Source organism: Ostreiculturibacter nitratireducens (genome assembly GCF_032670585.1).
In the GTDB taxonomy this organism is placed as follows: domain Bacteria; phylum Pseudomonadota; class Alphaproteobacteria; order Rhodobacterales; family Rhodobacteraceae; genus Ostreiculturibacter; species Ostreiculturibacter nitratireducens.
The window spans coordinates 1,195,984-1,217,718 of sequence record NZ_JAVQHL010000002.1; the positions used below are offsets into that span (position 1 = coordinate 1,195,984).

Genomic DNA, 21,735 nt, shown 5'->3' on the forward strand with positions numbered 1-21,735 from the left:
CTTTAGCTTCCCCGCTCGAAGGAGACAGCCAATGCCCGAGTATCTCGACACGCCCACGGGGCGCAGGATCGCATTCAACCGCAGCGCCGGGAAGGGGCCGGGGGTGGTGTTCCTCGGCGGCCTGCGTTCGGACATGGAGGGAACGAAGGCCATCGCCCTCGAAGCCTGGGCGAAGAAAGAGGGCCGAGCCTTTCTCCGCTTCGACTATTCCGGCCACGGCCAGTCTTCCGGCCGTTTCGAGGAGGGCGCCATTGGCGACTGGTTCGAGGATGCCGTCGCAGCGATCACCGCGCTGACCGACGGGCCGCAAGTCCTCGTCGGTTCCTCGATGGGGGGATGGGTCTCGCTTCTTGTCTCGCGCGCGATGCCTGAAAACGTCGTGGGACTAGTCACGATCGCGGCCGCTCCGGATTTCACCGAGGACGGCATGTGGTCCGAGTTCTCCGAGGAGCAGCGCCGCCAGCTGGTGACCGAGGGCCAGGTTGCTCTGCCGTCCGACTACTCCGACGAGCCCTACATCATCTCCCGCCGACTGATCGAGGAGGGGCGCACGCGCCTCGTCCTGCGTGATCCCCTGCGGCTTCCGATGCCGGTGCGCTTCCTTCAGGGCACGGCGGATACAGACGTGCCGGTCTCCGTGGCGATGCGCCTTCTCGATCATGCCGAGGGACCGGACATGCGGCTGACGATCGTCAAGGACGCGGACCACCGTTTCTCCACGCCCGACTGTCTGCGGCTGGTCGAGGCATCTGTGGCCGAGGTCCTGGCGCGCATAGGCGGAGCGTGAAACGGGGCTGAAGCGATGCCCTGCCAGAAGAAATCTCTTGTCTGTTTCGAACCTGGCAGATCCATCGTGATGCCCCGCTTTTGGCTGGAATATCCAATTTCGAACCTTTTCATCTCGCAGGGGCCGTGATGGCAGAACCTCTTCTCCTGATCCCCGGCTTCATGGCAGACGCCCGCATGTTCCTGCCGCAGGTCGCGGCGCTTTCGGCCGGCCGCACCATTCAGGTGGCCTCCCTTGGCGAGGGCGACACGATCGAGGACATGGCCGGCGAGGTGCTTGCGTCCGCGCCGCCCTTCTTTGCGCTTGCGGGGCATTGGATCGGCGGCCTTGTCGCGATGGAGATCCTGCGCCGCGCGCCCGAACGGGTGAGCCGCATAGCGTTCCTCGACGTCCTGACATTGACCGAGACGCCGAACGCGGCCGCGGAGCGTGAGCCTCGCATCGCGATGGCCCGTGCCGGGCGGCTGGCCGAGGCTTTGGAGCAGGAAATCCCCGCTGCGGCGCTGGCGCCCGGGGCGGGCCGCGCGGACCTCCAGTCCCGCTTGCGCGAGATGGCTGAGAGCCTCGGGCCTGAGGCATTCGCACGTCAATCCCGCGCGCTGATGCGCCGGCCGAACCAGCAAAAGACGCTCAGCAACGCGATGGTCCAGGCGCTCGTCCTTTGCGGCGCGCATGACACTCTCTGCCCCGTGCGCCGTCACGAGTTTCTGGCGGCGCTGATGCCGCGCGCGACGCTGTGCGTGGTGGAGGGAGCCGGTCACGTTCCGACCCTCGAACAGCCCGAGGCGGTGACCAATGCGCTCAGGGGGTGGCTCTCCACCCCCTATCTGCTGCGCAGGACGACGAGGTTCTGACGGGCCTCAGACGGCGCGGATCACTGCCTGCTTCTTCGAAGGTTCCCCGCCGCCGGCATTCCGGTCGATGAAGTCCAGAACCAGCGGCCGGATGTTGTTGCGCCAAGACTTGCCCGCGAAGATGCCGTAATGGCCCGCGTCGGGCTCGAGATGCGACGCCTTCTTCTCTTCCGGAAGACCGGTGAGCAGCTTCAGTGCGGCGACGCATTGCCCCGGAGCGCTGATGTCGTCCTTCGCGCCTTCCACGGTCTTGACCGCGACCCGCGTGATCTTGCCGATGTCCACCTGCCGGTCGCCCACGGTGAAGACGTTCCTTGCGACGACGCGGCGTTTGAAGATCCGCTCCACCGTCGAAAGGTAGAATTCCGCGGTCATGTCCATGACCGCGAGGTATTCGTCATAGAAGCGGTTGTGATGGTCGTGGTCCGAAGCCTCGCCCCGCGCGGCCCTCATGATCTGTTCGAAGAAGGCCGAGCCGTGGCGTTCGGCGTTCATCGACATGAAGCTCTGAAGCTGCAGCAGGCCGGGATACACGAGGCGTCCGGCACCCTTGTACTTGAAGCCCACGCGCTGGATGATCAGGTGTTCAAGCTGCCCCATCGTCACCCGCCGCCCGAAGTCGGTCACTTCCGTCGGCGCCGCGTCCGGATCGATCGGACCGCCGATCAGCGTCAGCGTGCGGGGCTGCGCATCGGGGTCGACCTCCGCCAGGTAGGCCGTCGCCGCCAGCGTCAGGGGCGCCGGCTGGCAGACCGCGATGACGTTGATGTCGGGGCCGAGGTGGCGCATGAAATCGACGAGGTAGAGCGTGTAATCCTCGATGTCGAATTTGCCCTCGCTCACCGGGATGTCGCGGGCGTTGTGCCAGTCGGTGATGTAGACCTCGTTGTCCACGATGAGGCTTTTCACCGTGGACCGCAGAAGCGTCGCGTAGTGGCCGGACATGGGCGCGACCAGAAGGATGCGGCGCCCGCGGGGACGTCGACCCTGGACCTTGAAGTGGATCAGGTCGCCGAAGGGTCGGGAGACGAGCGTCTCGATGGAGACGAGGTGGTCGCGGCCGTCCTCTGCGGTGAAGGTGCGGATGCCCCAGTCAGGTTTCGCGACCATCCGCGAGAAGGTCCGTTCGGTCACCTCGCCCCAGGCCGAGATGACATTGAATACCGGGTGCGGCGCCAGCCCGAAGATCGGGTAGGAGGCCATAGCACGCGCTGTCGCCCCCAACCACTCGTTCGTGTTGCGGGCGCTTTCCATCAGGTCGTAGGTGACCATACCTTTCATGCTATATCCTTCCCATATCGGGTGGAATCGCCGGGTTTCGCCCCGAGGCCATAGGCGTTATGCTGCATCGCAACATATTCGGGAATTGTTTATATGACAACTAACGACACGTCTCCCCCGGAATCCCCCAGGCTCAAGGAAAACCTTGAGCGGATCGAGGCGCTGTCGCAACGGCTCGTCCAGGCGATGGCGAAGAAGCGCACCATCGACCAGAGCCTTCAGGCGCCCGGCCCCGACCTGATGCTGAAGGCCGGAACCGCCTGGTGGACCGAGGCGATGACCAATCCCGGCAAGCTGATCGAGGCGCAGGCCGCTCTTTGGGGCAAGTCGCTGAAGCATTACCTCGACGCGCAGCAGGCGCTTGCTAAGGGGGCCTTCGCGGTGCCCGAGGACAGTGGCCCCAAGGATCGCCGCTTTGCGAATCCGCTCTGGGACACGCATCCCTATTTCAATTTCATCAAGCAGCAGTACCTCCTGCAGGCGCAGGCGGTCCACAATGCGGTTTCCTCGATCGAGAACCTGGAGCCGCGCGAAAAGCAGCGGATCGAGTACTTCGCGCGTCAGATCGTCGACATGCTGGCGCCGACGAACTTCCTTTCGACGAACCCCGACGCGCTGGAAAAGGCCGTGGCGACCGAGGGCGAGAGCCTCGTCAAGGGGCTCGAAAACCTCGTGCACGACCTGGAACGGAACGATGGCGAGCTTCTCGTCACGCTCGCCGACCGGGACGCCTTCGAAGTGGGCGGCAACATCGGCACGACGCCTGGCTCGGTCGTGTTCCGGAACCGGATGTTCGAACTGATCCAGTACGCGCCGACCACGGAAAAGGCGCATGAAATCCCGCTGCTGATCTTCCCTCCGTGGATCAACAAGTTCTACATCCTCGACCTGAAACCCCAGAACTCGCTCATCAAGTGGATCGTGGACCAGGGGTTCACGCTTTTCGTCGTGTCCTGGAAGAACCCGGACCCGTCCTATCGGGACGTCGGCATGGATACCTATGTCGAGGAGGGATACCTGACCGCGATCGAGGAGGTGAAGAAGATCACGGGTCAGAAGAAGGTGAACGCGGTCGGCTACTGCATCGCCGGCACGACGCTTTCGCTGACGCTCGCGCTGATGAAGAAGCATGGCGACAAGTCCATCAACTCCGCGACCTTCTTCACGACCCTCACGGACTTCTCCGACCAGGGGGAGATCGGCGTCTTCCTCGACGACGATTTCGTCGATGGGATCGAGCGCGAGGTGGAGGAAAAGGGCATCCTCGACAAGTTCTTCATGACGAGGACTTTCTCGTTCCTGCGATCGAACGACCTGATCTACGGTCCGGCCATCAAGAGCTACATGCTGGGCGAGGCACCGCCCGCATTCGATCTGCTTTTCTGGAACGGTGACGGCACGAACCTGCCCGCCCGCATGTCGGTCGAATACCTGCGCGGCCTGTGCCAGCGCGACGAACTCGCGCGCGGGGTATTCCGGATCTGCGGAGAGGCGGTGGCGCTTGACGACATCACCATCCCGGTCTGCGCCATCGCCTGCGAGACCGACCACATCGCCGCATGGCGGTCCTCCTTTAACGGGTTCAAGCGGTTCGGATCGAAGGACAAGACCTTCATCCTCTCCGAATCCGGCCACATCGCAGGCATCGTGAACCCGCCGACGAAGGACAAGTACGGCCACTACCTCAACCACGGCCCGCTGGAGAACGCGGAGACCTGGAAGGCCGGCGCGGAACACCACAAGGGCAGCTGGTGGCCGCACTGGGGCGAGTGGCTGGCGGGCCGCTCTGGCAAGAAGGTCGCGGCGCGCGAACCGGGCGATTCGTCGCATCCGGTGCTGGCTCCGGCCCCCGGAACCTACGTTCTGGAAGAGCCAACCCGCTGATTTCCTTCAGGTTCCGATATTTTTTCTGCAGTGCAGCATTTTTTCTTGAAATGCTGCACTGCGGCGCGTATCTATTGTGCAGACGCAGAACGGGGATGGCCCCGGGCACAATGGAGACAATGAAATGGCGAAGACGCAGGATTTCACCAAAGTCATGCAGGACATGATGGGCGCGTTCCCGGTTGATGCCGGTGCTATGCAGAACGCGTTCAAGACCTCGGCCGCGATCGGCGAGAAGCTCGCGAAAGTGGCTCTCGAAGCCGCCGAGAAGTCGAACGAGATCTCGTCCAAGTGGACGAAAGACACCATCGCGAAGGCTTCGATGCTCGCGAAGGCCAAGGAAGACCCGACCGACTACTCGAAAGCGGTCACGGACTTCGCTTCCGCCTCCGCCGAGATGGCTGCCGAGAACCTCGCCGCGTTTGCTGAAGTGGCGAAGAAGGTCCAGATGGAAACCGTCGAGCTGATGCTCGCCGCTGGCAAGGACTTCTCGGAAGACGCGACCGCTGCGGTCAAGAAGGCGACTGCCGAAGTGACCACCGCGGCGAAGAAAGCCGCTGCGGCCGCGAAGTAATCGCGACCAGGAATACCGTTCGCCGGCGTCCTCCTCCCTGCCGGTTCGAACGATGCTGGGCGGGCCAATGGCCCGCCTTTCTTTTTGTTTGTTTTTTTGCTTCTGCGGCGCAATCATGCTGCGGCGGCAAAATGTTGGGGAGGATACGATGGCCGATGAAGGAAAGCCGCTGCTGATCAAGCGATATGCGAGCAGGCGGCTCTACAACACCGAAACCAGCGACTACGTCACGCTCGAGGACATCGCCGCCTTCATCCGCGAAGGCCGGGACGTCCAGATCGTCGACCTCAAGACCGGCGATGACCTGACCCGGCAGTATCTCCTGCAGATCATTGCCGAGCATGAAAGCCGCGGCGAGAACGTGCTTCCCGTCGATGTCCTGACCGAACTCGTTCGCAGCTACGCAACCAGCGCGCAAAGCGTTGTGCCGCAGTTCCTCGCCGCGTCCTTCGAGATGCTGCGCGAGGGCCAGTCGAAGATGATGGAGAACCTGTCGAACTTCCCCAACCCGATGTCGGCCATGCCAGGCTTCGACGCGATGACGCGCCAGCAGCAGGCTTTCCTCAAGTCGATGATGTCTGGATGGGGCGGCTCTTCGGGTCCCGAGGGAGAAGCCGAGGAAACGGAGGAAGAACCCGCTCCGAAGGCGAAGCCCAAGGCCGCGGCGAAGGATCAGGAACTCGACGAGATCAAGAAGCAGCTCGAAGCGTTGCAGACGAAGCTGTCGAAGATGGGAAAGTGACCCGGGTTGCACGCCGGCCCCGAAGGGCCGGCGTTTCATTCGTCACGCTACTTCGGTGAAGACCTTTTTCAGAGCCTTCTCGAGCGTCTCGAACATCTCGTCGATCTGTGCTTCGGTCGTGATGAAGGGCGGGCAGAGGACGATCGCCTGGCCAAGAGGGCGGCAGATCAGCCCCAAGTCCGTGCAGGTGTTCGCGATACGCTCCGAGACGGACAGCTTGCTGTCGAAGGGCGTCTTGGTCTCCTTGTCCTGGACAGCTTCCAAAGCCCCCATCAGCCCGATGCCGCGCCATTCCCCGATATTCGGGTTCTCGGCCAGCCGCTTCATCCCGGCCTCGAAACGCGGCGCCAGCTTGCGGACATTCTCCGCCAGCCCCTCGTTCATCACCACGTCGATGGCCTTCAGCGCGATGGCGCAGCCGACCGGGTGGCCTGAGGCCGTGAAGCCGTGCGGGAATTCCTCGATCGCCTCGGCGGCGGCCTGGACGCGGTCCGAAAGCTCGGGCCCGAGGATCACGGCGCCCATCGGGAAGAAGCCCGCCGTGAGGTTCTTCGATGAGATGATCGCATCCGGCATGAAGTCGTAGGTCTCACAGCCCCAGGTGTTCCCGGTCCTTCCGAAGCCACAGATGACCTCGTCCGAGATGATCGGGATGCCGTATTTCCTGAGAATCGGCACCACCGCCTGGAAATATCCCTTGGACGGCGTGATCACGCCGCCCGCACCCATGACCGGCTCGGCGAAGAAGCCCGCGATCGTGTCGGGGCCTTCCTTGATGATCGTGGCCTCCAGTTCGGCCGCCATGCGGTTCGTGAACTCGGCCTCGCTCTCGCCCTCCTTGCCGTTCCGCCAGTAGTGCGGGCAGGTGAGGTGGATGAAGCCGGGCAGCGGCAGCCCGAAGACCGAGTTGTAGGGCTTGCCGGTCATGGAGGCCGAGACTGCGGTCACCCCGTGGTAGGCGTTGACGCGGGTCAGGATCTTGCGGCGCTGCGGCTTGCCCTCGGCGGCGTGCAGGAACCATAGAATCTTCACCATCGTGTCGTTCGCTTCCGAGCCCGAGTTCGTGTAGAACACACGGCCCTTTTCGAACGGCGAAACCTCGACGAGCTTTTCCGACAGCATCACCGTCTGGTCGCTCATGCGGCCGAAGAAGGCGTGGTAGCCGGGGAAGCGCGCGTATTGCGCCTGCGCCGCCTCGATCAGCCCCTTGTGGTCGAAGCCCGCCACCATGTTCCACAGGCCGGAGTTCGCGTCGAAGTACTTGCGGCCATGCACGTCGAAGACATAGGGCCCCTCGCCATGCGTGAGCACTACGGCCCCGCGCTGATGGACCGATGGCAGGTCGGTGAACCCGTATAGAGAGGACCGGTCGGCCCGGCTTTCCCAGCTGTTCGGCGCGTCGTCGCGCATGATGATCGTCCTTCTGGTGTGTCTCTTGCGCAAAGGCTAGCCGGGCGGCATGAGGCTTGCAATCGGGCGCTCACGGTTACGGCAGTTTGCCTGACGGGACCGGCATTTCGCCGTGACCCAAGGCCTTTCGTCGGCCATTCCGCCGCAGCCGTGCAGCGGTTTCAGATGCCGAGACGGTCCCGCATCGAATACCAGCTCATCGCCAGCACGAGGAGCGGCCAGCGCAGACCCGCGCCCCCCGGGAACCGTCGCGCGGGAAGCCTCGCCATGAGGTCGAACCGCTCCGCCTGACCGGCAACCGCCTCGGCAAGGATCTTGCCCGCCATCGTCGCCATCGCGACCCCGTGCCCCGAATAGCCCGAGGCCGACAGCACGTTGGGCGCGACCCGCGCGAAGTAGGGCATCCGGTTCACGGTGATCGCCAGCGTCCCGCCCCAGGCGTGGGTGATCCTGACGTCCCTGAGTCCGGGATAGACCTGAAGCATCGGCTTGCGGACCGTCTTCACGATGTCCGGGAAGCGGTAGCCGTAGCTTTCTCCGCCACCGAACAGGAGCCGCCCGTCCTCGCTCAGGCGCCAGTAGTTGACTACGAAGCGCGTGTCGGCGACGGCAACATTCTCGCGCAGGACTTCGGCTGCACGCGCGCCGAGGGGTTCGGTCGCGACGATGAAGTTGTTGATCGGCATGACCCGCGAGGCGACCTGTCCGTCGAGCCCGCCCAGATATCCATTGCAGGCGAGGATGACGTGGTCGCATTCGACGCGGCCCTCGCCCGTCTGCACGACCGCCTTGGAGCCTTTTTCGATGTGGTGCACATGCGCGCCCTCGTGGATGCGCACGCCAGCCGCGGCAGCCGCCTTGGCGAGCCCGATCGCGAAGTTCAGGGGATGGACATGCCCCGCGCCCCGGTCGATGTCGCCTCCGACATAGGCTTCCGACGGCAGGATCTCCCTGAGGCCGTCGCGGTCCAGTGGCTCCACCGCGTCATAGCTGTAGTCTCGCGCCAGCATCTCCGCATGGGCACGGGCATGGTCCACCTCGGCTTGCGTCCGGCAGGCATGGACGATCCCAGGGTGGAATGTCAGCGACATTCCATGCGCTGCGATCAGGTCCCGGACGAGCGCCTTGGCCTCTTCCGACAGGTCCCAAAGCGCCCGCGCCGCGTCGCGTCCGGCCATCCGCTCCAGCGCGTCCTGCTCCAGCCGCTGTCCTGACCCGACCTGCCCTCCGTTCCGTCCCGAGGCACCGAAACCGACCCGGTGCGCCTCCAGAAGTGCGACGTCGAACCCGCGTTCCGCGAGATGCAGCGCCGCCGACAGCCCGGTGTAGCCCCCGCCAACGATGCAGACGTCGGCGCGCGTCGCACCCTTGAGCGGAGCGAACCGCTCGAACGGCGCCGCCGTCTCGGCATACCAGCTTTTCGGGTATTCCCCTCGCCGGTCGTTGGCGAAGAGAAGGTTCATACGTTCAGCAGCAGATGCTCGCGTTCCCATGGGCTGATGACCTGCAGGAACTCCTTGTATTCATTGCGCTTCACCGACTCGTAGACTTTGCAGAAGTCATGCCCCAGCACGTCCCGGATCGCGTTGCTCTCGGTGAAGAGGTCGAGCGCGTCGCCGAGGTTGTAGGGCAGCTCGTCCTCGCTCATGTAGGCGTCGCCGAGGCATTCCGCGCGCGGCATCTGCTTTTCCTTGAGGCCGAGATAACCGCAGGCCAGCGACGCGGCGAGGCCGAGGTACGGGTTGCAGTCCATCCCCGCCAGCCGGTTCTCCAACCGGCGCGCGTGCGGGTCCGATATCGGCACCCTGAGGCCCGTCGTCCGGTTGTCGCGCCCCCATTCAAGATTGATCGGCGCGGCGAAGTCCGGGACGTAGCGGCGGTAGCTGTTCACGTAGGGCGCAAGCAGCGCGATCACGGCAGGCAGGTGGTTCTGCATCCCCGCGATGAAATGCATGAAGGCCGGCGTCTCCCCGCCCTTGTCATCGGAGAAGATGTTGTTCCCGGTCTCCACGTCCACGACCGAGTGGTGGATGTGCATCGCGCTTCCCGGCTCGCCCTCGATGGGCTTGGCCATGAAGGTCGCGAAGCAGTCGTGACGCAGCGCCGCCTCGCGGATCAGCCGCTTGAAGAAGAAGATCTCGTCGGCAAGGTGCACTGGGTTGCCGTGGTTCAGGTTGATCTCGATCTGCCCCGCACCGCCTTCCTGAACGATCCCGTCGATCTCGAACCCCTGCGCTTCGGCGAAGTCGTAGATGTCGTCGATAACCTTGCCGTATTCGTCGACGGCCGACATCGAATAGGCCTGCTTCTGCGCGGCCCGGCGGCCTGAGCGGCCCATCGGCGGCTCGACCGGCATGTTCGGGTCGAGGTTGCGGGCAACGAGGAAGAACTCCATCTCCGGCGCGACGATCGGCGTCCAGCCCTCGGCATTGTAAAGCTCGATCACGCGTTTCAGGACGTTCCTGGGCGCGATCGGGACGGGGCGGCCCTGCTGATCCTTCACATCATGGATCACCTGCAGCGTCACGTCTGCCGTCCAGGGCGCGGCCGTGGCGGTGGAGAAATCCGGCGTCAGGATCATGTCGGGTTCGGTGAAGGCTCCGCCGGGATCGTCGGCCCATTCACCTGTGATGGTCTGCAGGAAGATCGAATTCGGCAGGAAGAAACGCTCTTGGCGACCGAATTTCGATGCAGGCATCGCCTTGCCGCGCGCCACGCCCGCAATATCGGAAACGATGCACTCTACTTCGTCGAGCCTCCTGCCCGCGATATAGCTGCGGGCCGCTTCGGGGAGCTGGTCGGTCCAGTCCGTCATGGGTCACACTTTGCTTTGTTTAAAGAAATCCGCGATGCGATCCGCGATCGCGGCAGAGGAATTGGGCTGGCCGAGGCGTTCTTCCGCCTCGGCCAGAAGCGCGTCGGGGACGAGGCCCTTTCCGCGCGTCTTCATCAGCCCGTCGATGAAATCGTCAGAGAATTCAGGATGCGCCTGCACGGTGTATGCGCGCTCGCCATAGACGAGCGCCGCGTTCTCGCAGAACGGATGCGTTGCGACGACCGACGCGCCCTCCGGCAGCGCGGTTACCTGGTCGCGGTGCCAGGCGTTGAGCCTCACCGTCTCGCCGCCGAAATCGTAGTCCTGCGGGCCGACCGCCCATCCGCCTGCGAACCTTTCGACCTTGCCGCCGAGCGCCTTCGCGATGATCTGGTGGCCGAAGCAGATCCCCACGACCGGCACTGCTTCCGCATAGGCCTGCCGGATGAAATCCTCGAGCTTGGGGATGAAGTCGTGATCCTCGTAGGCGCCGTGGCGCGAGCCGGTGATGATCCAGCCGTCGGCGTCGCGGACGCCCTCGGGGAAGTCCATCGCCTCGACATGCCAGTTGCGGAAGTCGAAGCCCTTTCCGGAAAGAAGCCGCACGAACATGTCGGGATAGTCACCGGACTGGCCCCGAAGCGACTCGGGGGCCTGTCCCGTCTGCAGGATACCGATAAGCATGAAATGCTCTTTTTAAGGGTTTTGCCCAAGGTAATCGCCGCCACGCTGACCGGCAAGAGGGGCAGTGGCGGCTTCCGCAAGGGCAGCGTCAAACCGTGTCGAGGTAGAGCTCGATCTGCTGTTCCGGGGAAAGCTCGGACATGTAGTGGAGTTCCTGCCGCTTGGTCAGCACGTAGTTCGCGACAAGTTCCTTGGGGAAAATGTCCGCGATCTCCGGGCTTTTCTCGAAGGCCGCGACCGCGTCCTTCCAGGTCGTCGGCAACTGCGGAAGCTCCTGCGCATAGGCGTTGCCCGTGATCGGTGGGGGAGGAGCGATCTTCCCCTCGATCCCCTGCAGCGCCGCGCCGAGGATGGCGGCGAGCGAGAGATAGGGGTTCACGTCGCCGCCCGCGACGCGATGCTCGATCCGGCGCGCCACAGGGTTTCCGGAGGGAACGCGGATCGCCGACGTACGGTTCTCGTAGGCCCAGGCGATACCCGTCGGGGCGTGGGCGTCTGGAACCAGCCGGTCATAGCTGTTCGCGTGCGGCGCGAAGAGCAGCGTCGAGCCCGACAGGGCCTTGAGCAGCCCGCCGATCGCATGGTGCAGGACCTCTGTCCCTTCCGGCCCGCCGTTGTCGAAGACGTTGCGGCCCGAAGCGTCCAGGAGAGAAAAGTGCGTATGGAGCCCGTTCCCCGACCACGCCTCGTAAGGCTTGGCCATGAAGCTCGCGGCGAAGCCGTGGGTCCGCGCAAGCCCCTTCACCAGCATCTTGAAGAGCCAGGTATCGTCCGCTGCCTTGAGCGGATCGGACTGGTGCATCAGGTTGATCTCGAACTGCCCCGGACCCGCTTCCGAAATCGTGGTGTCGGCGGGAATGTCCATCTCCTCGCAGGCGTCGTAGAGCGCGGTGAAGAAGGCGTCGAAGGCGTCGAGCGCGCGCAGCGACAGTATCTCGCCCCCCGTCCGCCGTTTGCCCGAACGGGGCGACGGTGGGACTCGCGGGCGGTTCCCGGAATCGTCGATCAGGAAGAATTCGAGTTCCGTGGCCACGACCGGCGTGAGCCCCGCCGCCTTGTAGCGATCCGCAACGCGGGCCAGCGCCTGCCGGGGGTCGCCGTCGTAGGGGCGGCCGTCCTCGTGGAACATCCAGATCGGCAGAAGCGCGGTCGGCGCCTCGAGCCAGGGCATCGGCAGGAAGCCCCTCTCCGTCGGCATCAGGACGCCGTCCACGTCGCCGCTTTCGAAGACGAGCGGGCTGTCCTCGATGTCCTCGCCCCAGATGTCGAGGTTCAGGACCGAGAACGGGAACCGCGTCCCGTCGGTCATGAGTTTCTGCGCGAAACGCGCCGGTACTCTCTTGCCACGGGCCACACCGTTCAGATCTGCCGCGGCCACGCGGATCGTGCGCACCTCGAGGTGCTCTCTCAGCCAGTCCATGATCTCACCTGATGATCTGCGGCCTGATCCTCAACCGGGTCCGGGTCTGTGCCGGTATGTGGCGGTTCAGCCGCCGGTTCGCCAATCCGAAGAGGCCGATGATGACGAGCGTCAGAAGAATGAAATAGAAGGCCACGATCGGATAGGGAATGAAGGGATTGAAGGTCTTGTCCGCAAAGTAGTTCGCATAGTAGAGCGCGTCGCCCCGCTGCTGCCAGGCCGGGAAGCCCGAGAAGAAGACGAGTGTCGTCGCGTGGAAGAGGAAGATCGCCTCGTTCGTGTAGGCGGGCCAGCCAAGCCGCATCATCGTGGGCCAGACGATCCGCCGGAACCGCTTCCAGCCGCTCATTCCATAGGCGTCGGCAGCCTCTATGTCGCCCTTCGGGACAGAGCGCAGCGCGCCGTAGAAGATCTCGCCCGAATAGGCGGCCGTGTTGAGGATGAGGACGATGAGCGCCCCCGCCTGTGCCTTCGTGAGCCAGCTTGTCGCGACAGTTATCGTCGTGATGCCGAGCGGAATGTTGATGCCGGCCTTCGGCAGAAGCACGAAGGCTTCGTAGGCCAGGAAGAACTGGATGAACAGGGGCGAGCCGCGGAAGACGAAGACGAACCATTCCGCGGGCTTGCGGATGACGCGGTGCGGGCTGATCTTCGCCATCGCGACCGCGTTGGCGATGAAGAAGCCCAGAAGCAGCGCGAGCGTCCCGAAATAGATGTTCCAGATCAGCCCCGAGCCGATCAGCGTGAAATGCTCGCAGAGCGTGAAGCCCTCGCGCGGCAGTAGCCTTTCGCCGATCCCCAGGGACCGCAGGGCGTAGGACTGGATCGTCTCGACGCAGGTCATCGGCCGGCCTTTCTCATCGCCTCTCCGGCAAGCGTCGCCTGCCCGTGCGACAGCCGCGCCGTGACGCGTGACAGCACGACTTCGGAGCCCTTGGTCATGCCGAGGTAGAAGAGGAGGAGGCCAACGAAGTACCAAACCCGCCAGTCCGGATGCGGATAGGCGTAGGCGGACGTCTTGGCGCCGCCCAGTTCCCGTGCCCAGTAGACGATGTCCTCGACCCCGAGGAGGAACAGCAGCGGTGTCGCCTTGATGAGGATCATCCACAGGTTCGACAGGCCCGGCAGCGCGTAGACCCACATTTGCGGCACGAGGACACGCCGAAATATCTGGCGCGGCGTCATGCCGTAGGCCTCTGCCGTTTCAAGCTGCGCCTTCGGCACGGCGCGCATCGCGCCGTAAAGGACGTTCGCCGCGAAGGCGCCGAAGACGAGGCCGAAAGTGAACACGGCGAGCGAGAAGTTGTAGACCTCGTGCCAGACCTGAGGGCTCGTCGACAGCGGAAGCTTCGCCTCGGGGCAGACCACGAAATCGGCCCCCCGGCGTATCGGTTCGGTCCACTCGGGGCATTTCACCTGGTGCCGGATCCATTCCAGCGATTGGTCGAGCGCGATGACGAAGAACATGAAGAACGCGATATCCGGCACGCCGCGGACCATCGCGATGTAAGTTTTTCCGAGCCAGCGCAGGGCGGCGAACTGCGACCGGGCCGCCACCGCGCCGAAGAAGCCAAATGTCAGGGCCACCGGCGCGGTGATCGCCAGCAGGACGAGCACGACGACGAAGGACCAATAGAACAGGATGTGCTTGCCCGTGGTCAGGTAGCACAGGAGCCAGGCGAAACCTTCGAGGCTCGCGGGATCGGCGCAGCTGGAGAAAATGGCGGCTCTCCGGATCGGGGAGGGCCCGCGGATTTCGCGGGCCCGTTCGTTTCAGATTGGCAGGGGGTGCGCAGCGCGCGCCCCCGTGCCTCCGACGGTCACTTGCCGCCTTCGTCTTCTTCGCCCCAGACGGCCGCGCCTTCGCCGAACCACTTGACGATCATGGCGTTCAGCGTGCCGTCTTCCTTCATCGAGGCGATCGCCGCATCGAGCTTGTCGCGCAGTTCCGCGTCGCTTTCGCGAATGCCGAGGCCGACGCCGCCGCCGAGTTGCACGTCCTCGCCGGCCCAGACGAGTTCGCCGCCCGATTCCTCGACGATCGGCACGAGGTAATCCTTGTCGGCGAAGACAGCGTCTGCCTCGCCGTTCCGAACGGCGGCGACGGTTTCGTCAGGGGTCGCGAATTCCAGAAGCGTCGCGCCGGTTTCGGCGACATAGCCCGCCTGGATCGTCGCCGCCTGCGCCGCGATCACGCCGGTCTTCACGTCGATGTCGGCCGAGGTCGCCGCATAGGCCGAAGCCGCGGGCGGGATGTAGCCTTGGGTGAAGTCGATGACCTGATCGCGCTCTTCGGTGATGCTCATGCCCGCGATGATCACGTCATAGTTGCCCGAGACGAGGTTCGGGATGATCGAATCCCACTCGTTCGTCACCCATTCGCAGGTCAATTCGGCGCGCGTGCACAGTTCGTCGCCCATCTCACGCTCGAACCCGTCGACCTCTCCCGCGTCGTTGATGAAGTTGTAGGGAGGGTAGGCGCCCTCGGTGCCCAGCCGCACGGTCTGGGCCGAGGCGATGCCGGCGGTCAGCGCCAGCGCCGCGGTTGCAAGCATCAGTCTTTTCATTTTTCTCTCCTGTTGGTTGGTCATTCTTGTTCTCACTCTGGGGCGGTCGCTCTCAGAAACTGCCGCAGGCGTTCGGTTTCTGGATCGCCGAAGACACGGTCCGGCGTGCCCTCTTCCTCGATTCTGCCGAGGTGGAGGAAGACGACGTGATCGGAAACATCCGCTGCGAGCCGCATGTCATGCGTGACGAGAAGCATCGTGCGCCCTTCCTCGGCAAGGGCCTTGATGACCTTCACGACCTCCTGTTCGAGCTCGGGGTCGAGCGCCGAGGTGGGTTCGTCGAAGAGGAGCGCGGTCGGTTCCATGCAGAGCGCCCGGGCGATGGCCGCGCGCTGCTGCTGACCGCCCGAAAGCTGCGCCGGCCAGGCGTCGGCCTTGTCGCCGATGCCCACCTTGTCGAGGTAGCGTCGCGCCGAGGCCTCGACCTCGTCGCGGGGGCGGCCAAGCACGGTGAGCGGCGCCTCCATGATGTTCTCGAGGATCGTCATGTGGGACCAGAGGTTGAACTGCTGGAACACCATCGACAGGTTGGTGCGGATCCGGATCACCTGCGCCTTGTCAGCCGGGTGCCGGTGCGCGCCATGACCGCGCCAGCGGACCGCTTCGCCCTTGAACAGGATCTCGCCCTGCTGGCTGTCCTCCAGAAGGTTGCAGCAACGCAGGAGCGTGGACTTCCCCGAACCCGAGGAACCAATGAGCGATACGACCTGCCCCTTGCGGGCAGCGATCGAGACGCCCTTGAGCACTTCGAGCGGGCCATAAGCCTTGTGCAGGTCCCGGATTTCCAGAACGGGTGGTTCGGTTTCTGTCACGTCTTGGTCTTCTCATTCCCCGGTGAGGGAGTAGGGCGCAAAATTCGCCGCGTTTCAACGTTCTTTCTGCTCTGGCTGACGCAATGTCATCCAGATCGCTCAGCCGTGTTGATCGATCTGGTCAGGCAAGGGCGGGGTTCGGACGGCAAGGTAAGCCTCGGCGGGAATCGTCTCGAAGCCCCTCAGCCCGATTCTCGCGCGATCCGCCGGGGCGAGTGCGGCGATGGCGTGTTCGACGGCGTGGGCCATCCGGGCGGCGTCATTGCCAGGCGCCGTGATCATGGGCAGGCCCGGCGTCGTCTCGGTTCGTCTGATGATCCTCAGCCGGGACGCGATCTCGGGCCGGTGCTCTTCGAGAAGCCGCCAGCTCACCCCGTCGATCGCCGCGATGTCCGCCCGACCCTCGGCCACGGCTCGCGCGCTTTCGATATGCGCGCCGGACACGAAGATGCGGGAGAAGCCGAAGCCTTCTGCCGCAGCCGTATTCTGCATGGACCCCCAGCCCGACTGGCTGTCGAACCCATTGATGGCCAGGACCTTGTCCGCGAAATCGGCGAAGTCTCCGGGTTCATCGATCCGGGTCACGACCTGGCTGTAGTAGTAGCCACCCGGCGCGTCCGGCAGACCGAAATCTGGAGTTCCAAGAACTGCGACCTTGCCGTGCAGCCGCGTCCGGTAGGGCAGGCCGCAGGTCTGGCCGAGAAGGAGATCCGGGCTTTCCCACGCCTCCCACATTCCGACCTCCCGATCGAGCGTGTCGGGCGCGTCGATCCCTTCCTCTCGGAACCCGTCGCGGATCAGCGCCCAGAAACGGTCCCAGACATCCTGCACCTCGGGCCAGTCATACATGGGCAACGCGGCAATCATTCCTGGCTCTCCACTCTCTGGCGGGCGATGGCGCTGTCGCGGTCCGAAATCCCGAGAAGGTTCGCAACCAGCCGGATCAACGCGTCCTCCTCGGCGTCGCGCTCCCCGTCGGCGAGAGCGACCCGCCAAAGCGCCGTCATGATTCCCATCCGCTCCTCGTGGGGCACCGCGTCCTTCAGAGCCCGCGTGAATCGCACCGTGTCGGGTGCCTCCGCCTCGATCTCCTCGGCCTCGCGACGCACGGCCGCCGCCTCGAAAGGCGAGAGGCCATACCGGGTGGCGATGACGAGGTCGATCCGCCTGGTCTCCTCGTCGTCATAGCGGCCATCGGCACGCGCAAGCCGGACAAGGAGAGCCGCGAGCGCCAGCCGCGCTTCGGGTGCGGGCAGGGGTGCGGGAACGGGCGCGAGGAGCGAGGTGAGGAGTCTCTTGATCATGGCAGGGATATAGTCCGGGTCTCGCGAAATGGGAATGCGGCGCGGAAGGGTGTCCGCTTGGGCGGCTGTCCGCTCCTTTCCCGGACTGCGGGGCCCCGGCTTTCTCCTGAAGACCTGCCAGCCCGAAGAAGGCCGGCGGAGGTCTATTCCACGTAGCCCTCGACGATGCAGAGATCGGCAATTGACACCGGTTCGCGGATCGCTTTCGCCGCCTCGTATTCCGGCGACGCGTAGCAGGCGCGCGCCGCTTCGAGGCTCGGGAACTCGATCACGACGGCGCGCGGCCGCATCTCACCCTCGACGACCTCCTGAGCGCCGCCCCGAACGAGGAACCGCGCGCCGTATTTCGCGAAGGCGACGGCGTTGGCTTCCCGGTATCTGGCATAGGCTTCCGGGTTGTCCACGGTCACATGCCCGATCCAATAGCCCTTGGGCTGCGTCTTGTCGCTCATCCTGTCCTCCCCTGACACACCGGCGCGAATTTGACCGCGCCTTTCCGGACCTGCCTAACAGGCCAGGGAAGTCATCGGAAAGATGAAGTGTCGAAAATCCGCGCGACGGTCGCGCGTTTCAGACCAGGCGCTCCTGCTCGACCGCCGCGCGCACGAAATCGGCGAACAGCGGGTGAGGCTGGAAGGGCTTGGACTTCAGTTCGGGGTGGAACTGCACGCCGATGAACCAAGGGTGGTCCTTCACCTCGACGATCTCGGGCAGGCGCCCGTCCGGGCTCATGCCCGAGAAGATCAGCCCGCATTTCTCGAGCTTTTCGCGATACTTGACGTCGACCTCGTAGCGGTGGCGGTGACGCTCCTCGATCGTCGTCTCGCCGTAGACCTCGGCAACCCGGGAGCCCGGTGTCAGGGCGGCCGTGTAGGCGCCAAGCCGCATCGTCCCGCCCTTGTCGTCCTCGACCTTGCGGGCAACCATGTGGTTGCCCTGAATCCATTCCTTCAGGTGGTAGACGACCGGCGTGAAACGCTTCGCGCCCGCCTCGTGGTCGAATTCCTCCGAGCCCGCGTCCTTCAGGCCGACGAGGTTCCGCGCCGACTCGATCACCGCCATCTGCATCCCGAGACAGATGCCGAGATAGGGAACCTTCCGTTCCCGAGCGAACTGGGCAGCCTTGATCTTGCCTTCCGTTCCGCGCTCGCCGAAGCCGCCCGGAACGAGGATCGCGTGGAAGCCTTCGAGGTAGGGCGCGGGGTCTTCCCGTTCGAAGATCTCGGCGTCGATCCACTCCGATTTCACCCGAACGCGGTTCGCCATTCCGCCATGCGTCAGGGCCTCGGCGATGGATTTGTAGGCATCCTCGAGCTGCGTGTATTTCCCCACGATCGCCACCCGGACCTCGCCCTCGGCGTTGTCCAGCCGGTCCATAACGTCGATCCAGCGTTCGAGGTTGGGCTTCGGCGCCGGGGATATCCCGAACGCGTCCAGCACCGCCTGGTCCAGCCCCTCGCGGTGGTAGGCGAGAGGGGCTTCGTAGATCGTCTTGAGGTCATAGGCCGGGATCACCGCCTCGGGCCGGACGTTGCAGAAGAGTGCAATCTTGGCGCGTTCCTTTTCCGGAATCGGATGTTCGGAGCGACAGACGAGCACGTCGGGCGCGAGGCCGATGGATTGAAGTTCCTTGACCGAGTGCTGGGTAGGCTTGGTCTTCAACTCGCCCGATGCCGCGAGATAGGGCAAGAGCGTCAGGTGCATAAGGATCGACTGGCCACGGGGACGTTCGTGGATGAACTGCCGGATCGCCTCGAAGAACGGCAGGCCCTCGATGTCGCCCACCGTGCCGCCGATCTCGCACAGCATGAAATCGACTTCCGATTCGCCGATCCTCAGGAAATCCTTGATCTCGTTGGTGACGTGCGGAATGACCTGGATCGTCTTGCCGAGGTAGTCGCCCCGGCGCTCCTTCTCCAGCACGTTCGAATAGATGCGGCCCGAAGAGATCGAGTCGGTCTTGCGGGCATGGACGCCGGTGAAGCGTTCATAGTGACCAAGGTCGAGGTCGGTTTCGGCCCCGTCGTCGGTCACGAAGACCTCGCCGTGTTCGAAGGGGCTCATCGTGCCCGGATCGACGTTGAGGTAGGGGTCGAGCTTCCTCAACCGCACCGAAAAGCCGCGCGCCTGCAGGAGCGCGCCGAGCGCCGCCGATGCCAGACCCTTGCCAAGAGATGAAACGACGCCACCGGTGATGAATACGTAACGCGCCATGCCGGTGACCCCCGTGATTTGCCTCGGTTTATTGGAGCGCCGAAGACCGAATTAGTCTCAGCATCACGGGATTTAACGTCTAACAGATTCGCTGGCCCCCCGCAACCGGACCGCAAATTGTGGTGTGGCGCGAAAAACCAGCGCCAAGTGGTTGTGTGCTTGTCAGTCGGCAGCCGGAGGAGCGACAGGAGCGTCCGCGGCCGGCGGCGGCGTCAGGTCGCCTGCCGGAAGGGCAGGCGCCGGTGCCGCGTCGGTCGCCGGAGCCTCGGCGGCCGGCCGGTCGACCACGGAAGCCGAATCCGCGTCGCGCGCGGCCAGGATCGTCAGCGCGCTCGACGTCACGATGAAGGCCGCCGCGAGGATCCATGTCAGCTTGGTCAGGGCGTTCGCCGCACCCCGCGCAGAGACCGCACCGCCGCTCGACAGGAGGGCGCCGCCTTCGTTGCGCTGCAGAAGCACCACTCCGATCAGGAGCAGCGCGAGGATGAGGTGGACGGTGAGAATTACGTTTTCCATGGTCCCCGGGAACGCTGACGCATTGACGCGCCTATCTAGGCGCATGGGCGACTGCGCGCAAGGCGTTTTGCCCGATCCGTTTGCGGAAGATTGCCCGCCGCCGTGTTCCGGCAGGTTGGCGGCCCGCGCCGTTCGCCATGTGCAAGGTGCGCAAAGACGCCATCGCCTCTACAGGAGAGCCTGGCATCCGCAGCCGCGGGCCGATGCACCGGTTCGCCTCTTGGCATCTGCCCAGATCAGGTGGAAAACCGGTTTCGTCCGGCGCGCGGCCCCGCTATACGGTGCCGGGTTTGCTTCGAAGGAGCGTGATGATGGCTAACGTCGTGGTGGTCGGGGCCCAGTGGGGCGACGAGGGCAAGGGCAAGATCGTCGACTGGCTGTCCGAGCGCGCCGATGTGATCGCGCGCTTTCAGGGCGGGCACAATGCCGGCCATACGCTGGTGATCGGCGAGAAGGTATTCAAGCTGTCGCTGCTGCCTTCGGGCATCGTCCGTCCCGGCAAGCTCGCCGTGATCGGCAACGGGGTCGTGCTCGATCCCTGGGCGCTGTTTGCGGAGATCGACAAGCTGTCCGGGCAGGGCGTCGAGATTTCGACCGAAAACCTGATGATCGCCGAAAACACGCCGCTGATCCTTCCCTTGCACCAGGACCTGGACCGGCTCCGCGAGGAAGCCGCCGGCAAGGCGAAGATCGGCACCACCGGCCGCGGCATCGGCCCCGCCTACGAGGACAAGGTCGGCCGCCGCACGATCCGCGTGTCTGACCTCGGCGACGACGAAACGCTGGAGGCGCGGATCGACCGGCTTCTCGCACACCACGATGCGCTTCGGGCGGGGCTGGGCGCACCGGCGATCGACCGGGCAGAACTGACCGCGAAGCTCAAGGAAATGGCGCCGAAACTCCTTCCCTACGCCCAGCCGGTCTGGAAGGTCATGTCCGAGATGCGCCGGGGCGGCAAGCGCATCCTATTCGAGGGCGCGCAGGGCTCGCTCCTCGACATCGACTTCGGCACCTATCCCTATGTGACGTCCTCGACCACTATGTCAGGCATGGCCGCCACCGGGACCGGCATGGGGCCTTCCGCGATCGGCTTCGTCCTCGGAATCGTGAAGGCCTATACCACCCGCGTGGGCGAGGGACCGTTCCCGACGGAACTCGAGGACGAGGACGGCCAGCGCCTCGGCGAGCGCGGGCATGAATTCGGCACCGTGACGGGCCGCAAGCGCCGCTGCGGCTGGTTCGACGCCGTGCTGGTGCGCCAGACCTGCGCGATCTCCGGCGTCAATGGCATCGCGCTGACGAAGCTCGACGTTCTCGACGGGTTCGAGACGCTGAAGATCTGCGTCGGCTACGAAATCGACGGCGTGCGCTATGACTACCTGCCGACGGCGGCGGCGCTCCAGGCCAAGGTGAAGCCCATTTACGAGGAGATGGAAGGCTGGAGCGAAAGCACCCAGGGCGCCCGCTCCTGGGCCGAGCTTCCGGCCGCTGCGATCAAGTATGTCCGCCGGATCGAGGAACTGATCCAGTGCCCGGTGGCGATGCTGTCGACGAGCCCCGAGCGCGACGACACGATCCTCGTCACCGATCCTTTCGCGGACTAAGCCCGATGGCGATGTCCTGGAAGGCCCGGCGGAGGCTCTCGCTCCTGATCCTGCTCGTCGGGCTTCCGGCCTATATCGTCGTTGCCGTCACGCTGGTGAACTGGGCCGACCGGACCTTCGGCCGGCTGCCGATCCTCGCGGAGGTGGCGGTCTATGTCGTCCTCGGCTTCCTCTGGGCGCTGCCGTTCAAGCGCGTCTTCCGCGGCATCGGCCAGGCGGAGCCGGGCACGGAATCACGCGGACCCGAGGACCGCGGCGGGCGCTGAG

Annotated in this window: 22 protein-coding genes; 7 read left to right on the forward strand and 15 right to left on the reverse strand. The window is 64.7% G+C overall.

Annotated features, from left to right (window positions below):
- Window positions 1-31 precede the first annotated feature (31 nt).
- Window positions 32-787 (forward strand): alpha/beta fold hydrolase, encoded by a 756-nt coding sequence (locus ABCN56_RS13210; protein ID WP_343081258.1) that lies wholly within the window; start codon window positions 32-34, stop codon window positions 785-787.
- A gap of 128 nt (window positions 788-915) precedes the next feature.
- Window positions 916-1,641, forward strand: coding sequence for an alpha/beta fold hydrolase (locus ABCN56_RS13215; RefSeq protein ID WP_343081259.1), 726 nt, complete (start codon window positions 916-918; stop codon window positions 1,639-1,641).
- Between the two features lie 6 nt (window positions 1,642-1,647).
- Here ABCN56_RS13215 and phaZ read toward each other — a convergent pair whose 3' ends face one another.
- A complete protein-coding gene (gene phaZ / locus ABCN56_RS13220) occupies window positions 1,648-2,922 on the reverse strand; it encodes a polyhydroxyalkanoate depolymerase (protein ID WP_343081260.1) in 1,275 nt (424 codons plus the stop codon).
- A gap of 93 nt (window positions 2,923-3,015) precedes the next feature.
- Here phaZ and ABCN56_RS13225 point away from each other — a divergent pair, with 93 nt between their 5' ends.
- From ABCN56_RS13225 to phaR, 3 genes are all read left to right on the forward strand, one after another.
- Window positions 3,016-4,806, forward strand: a complete 1,791-nt coding sequence (locus ABCN56_RS13225; RefSeq protein ID WP_343081261.1) for a PHA/PHB synthase family protein — start codon at window positions 3,016-3,018, stop codon at window positions 4,804-4,806.
- Between the two features lie 124 nt (window positions 4,807-4,930).
- Entirely contained in the window at window positions 4,931-5,380 is a 450-nt protein-coding gene (locus ABCN56_RS13230) for a phasin family protein (RefSeq protein WP_343081262.1), read from the forward strand.
- Window positions 5,381-5,528: 148 nt separating this feature from the next.
- Window positions 5,529-6,122: a polyhydroxyalkanoate synthesis repressor PhaR gene (gene phaR / locus ABCN56_RS13235; RefSeq protein WP_343081263.1), complete on the forward strand. Its 594-nt coding sequence runs from the start codon at window positions 5,529-5,531 to the stop codon at window positions 6,120-6,122.
- 42 nt (window positions 6,123-6,164) lie between these two features.
- Here the strand turns inward: phaR and ABCN56_RS13240 are convergent, their stop codons facing one another.
- From ABCN56_RS13240 to secG, 14 genes are all read right to left on the reverse strand, one after another.
- Window positions 6,165-7,532, reverse strand: coding sequence for an aminotransferase (locus tag ABCN56_RS13240; protein WP_343081264.1), 1,368 nt, complete (start codon window positions 7,530-7,532; stop codon window positions 6,165-6,167).
- A gap of 161 nt (window positions 7,533-7,693) precedes the next feature.
- Complete coding sequence (locus ABCN56_RS13245) at window positions 7,694-8,995, reverse strand: NAD(P)/FAD-dependent oxidoreductase (protein ID WP_343081265.1); 1,302 nt, start codon at window positions 8,993-8,995, stop codon at window positions 7,694-7,696.
- Complete coding sequence (locus ABCN56_RS13250) at window positions 8,992-10,347, reverse strand: glutamine synthetase family protein (protein WP_343081266.1); 1,356 nt, start codon at window positions 10,345-10,347, stop codon at window positions 8,992-8,994. The genes ABCN56_RS13245 and ABCN56_RS13250 overlap by 4 nt, the downstream gene beginning before the upstream one ends.
- Before the next feature lie 3 nt (window positions 10,348-10,350).
- Complete coding sequence (locus ABCN56_RS13255; RefSeq protein WP_343081267.1) at window positions 10,351-11,031, reverse strand: type 1 glutamine amidotransferase; 681 nt, start codon at window positions 11,029-11,031, stop codon at window positions 10,351-10,353.
- An 88-nt stretch (window positions 11,032-11,119) separates the two neighbouring features.
- The gene (locus ABCN56_RS13260; protein WP_343081496.1) at window positions 11,120-12,454 is read right to left on the reverse strand and encodes a glutamine synthetase family protein; all 1,335 of its coding nucleotides are present in this window, start codon (window positions 12,452-12,454) and stop codon (window positions 11,120-11,122) included.
- A gap of 1 nt (window position 12,455) precedes the next feature.
- Entirely contained in the window at window positions 12,456-13,295 is an 840-nt protein-coding gene (locus tag ABCN56_RS13265; protein WP_343081268.1) for an ABC transporter permease, read from the reverse strand.
- A complete protein-coding gene (locus ABCN56_RS13270) occupies window positions 13,292-14,173 on the reverse strand; it encodes an ABC transporter permease (RefSeq protein WP_343081497.1) in 882 nt (293 codons plus the stop codon). Before ABCN56_RS13270 ends, ABCN56_RS13265 begins: the two co-directional genes overlap by 4 nt.
- A gap of 98 nt (window positions 14,174-14,271) precedes the next feature.
- Window positions 14,272-15,018, reverse strand: a complete 747-nt coding sequence (locus ABCN56_RS13275; protein WP_343081269.1) for a transporter substrate-binding domain-containing protein — start codon at window positions 15,016-15,018, stop codon at window positions 14,272-14,274.
- 32 nt (window positions 15,019-15,050) lie between these two features.
- Window positions 15,051-15,830 (reverse strand): ABC transporter ATP-binding protein, encoded by a 780-nt coding sequence (locus ABCN56_RS13280; protein ID WP_343081270.1) that lies wholly within the window; start codon window positions 15,828-15,830, stop codon window positions 15,051-15,053.
- Between the two features lie 99 nt (window positions 15,831-15,929).
- Complete coding sequence (locus ABCN56_RS13285; protein WP_343081271.1) at window positions 15,930-16,697, reverse strand: phosphate/phosphite/phosphonate ABC transporter substrate-binding protein; 768 nt, start codon at window positions 16,695-16,697, stop codon at window positions 15,930-15,932.
- Window positions 16,694-17,134 carry a tellurite resistance TerB family protein gene (locus tag ABCN56_RS13290; protein ID WP_343081272.1) on the reverse strand — a complete coding sequence of 147 codons (441 nt, stop codon included), beginning with the start codon at window positions 17,132-17,134 and terminating at the stop codon, window positions 16,694-16,696. The genes ABCN56_RS13285 and ABCN56_RS13290 overlap by 4 nt, the downstream gene beginning before the upstream one ends.
- A gap of 143 nt (window positions 17,135-17,277) precedes the next feature.
- Window positions 17,278-17,586, reverse strand: coding sequence for a DUF1330 domain-containing protein (locus ABCN56_RS13295; protein WP_343081273.1), 309 nt, complete (start codon window positions 17,584-17,586; stop codon window positions 17,278-17,280).
- Window positions 17,587-17,704: 118 nt separating this feature from the next.
- Window positions 17,705-19,348, reverse strand: coding sequence for a CTP synthase (locus tag ABCN56_RS13300; protein WP_343081274.1), 1,644 nt, complete (start codon window positions 19,346-19,348; stop codon window positions 17,705-17,707).
- Between the two features lie 162 nt (window positions 19,349-19,510).
- Window positions 19,511-19,864 carry a preprotein translocase subunit SecG gene (gene secG / locus ABCN56_RS13305; protein WP_343081275.1) on the reverse strand — a complete coding sequence of 118 codons (354 nt, stop codon included), beginning with the start codon at window positions 19,862-19,864 and terminating at the stop codon, window positions 19,511-19,513.
- Between the two features lie 311 nt (window positions 19,865-20,175).
- Here secG and ABCN56_RS13310 point away from each other — a divergent pair, with 311 nt between their 5' ends.
- Both ABCN56_RS13310 and ABCN56_RS13315 read left to right on the forward strand, forming a co-directional pair.
- Window positions 20,176-21,468 (forward strand): adenylosuccinate synthase, encoded by a 1,293-nt coding sequence (locus ABCN56_RS13310; RefSeq protein WP_343081276.1) that lies wholly within the window; start codon window positions 20,176-20,178, stop codon window positions 21,466-21,468.
- Window positions 21,469-21,479: 11 nt separating this feature from the next.
- The gene (locus ABCN56_RS13315; RefSeq protein ID WP_425466100.1) at window positions 21,480-21,734 is read left to right on the forward strand and encodes a DUF2842 domain-containing protein; all 255 of its coding nucleotides are present in this window, start codon (window positions 21,480-21,482) and stop codon (window positions 21,732-21,734) included.
- The last annotated feature ends 1 nt before the right edge of the window (window position 21,735 follow it).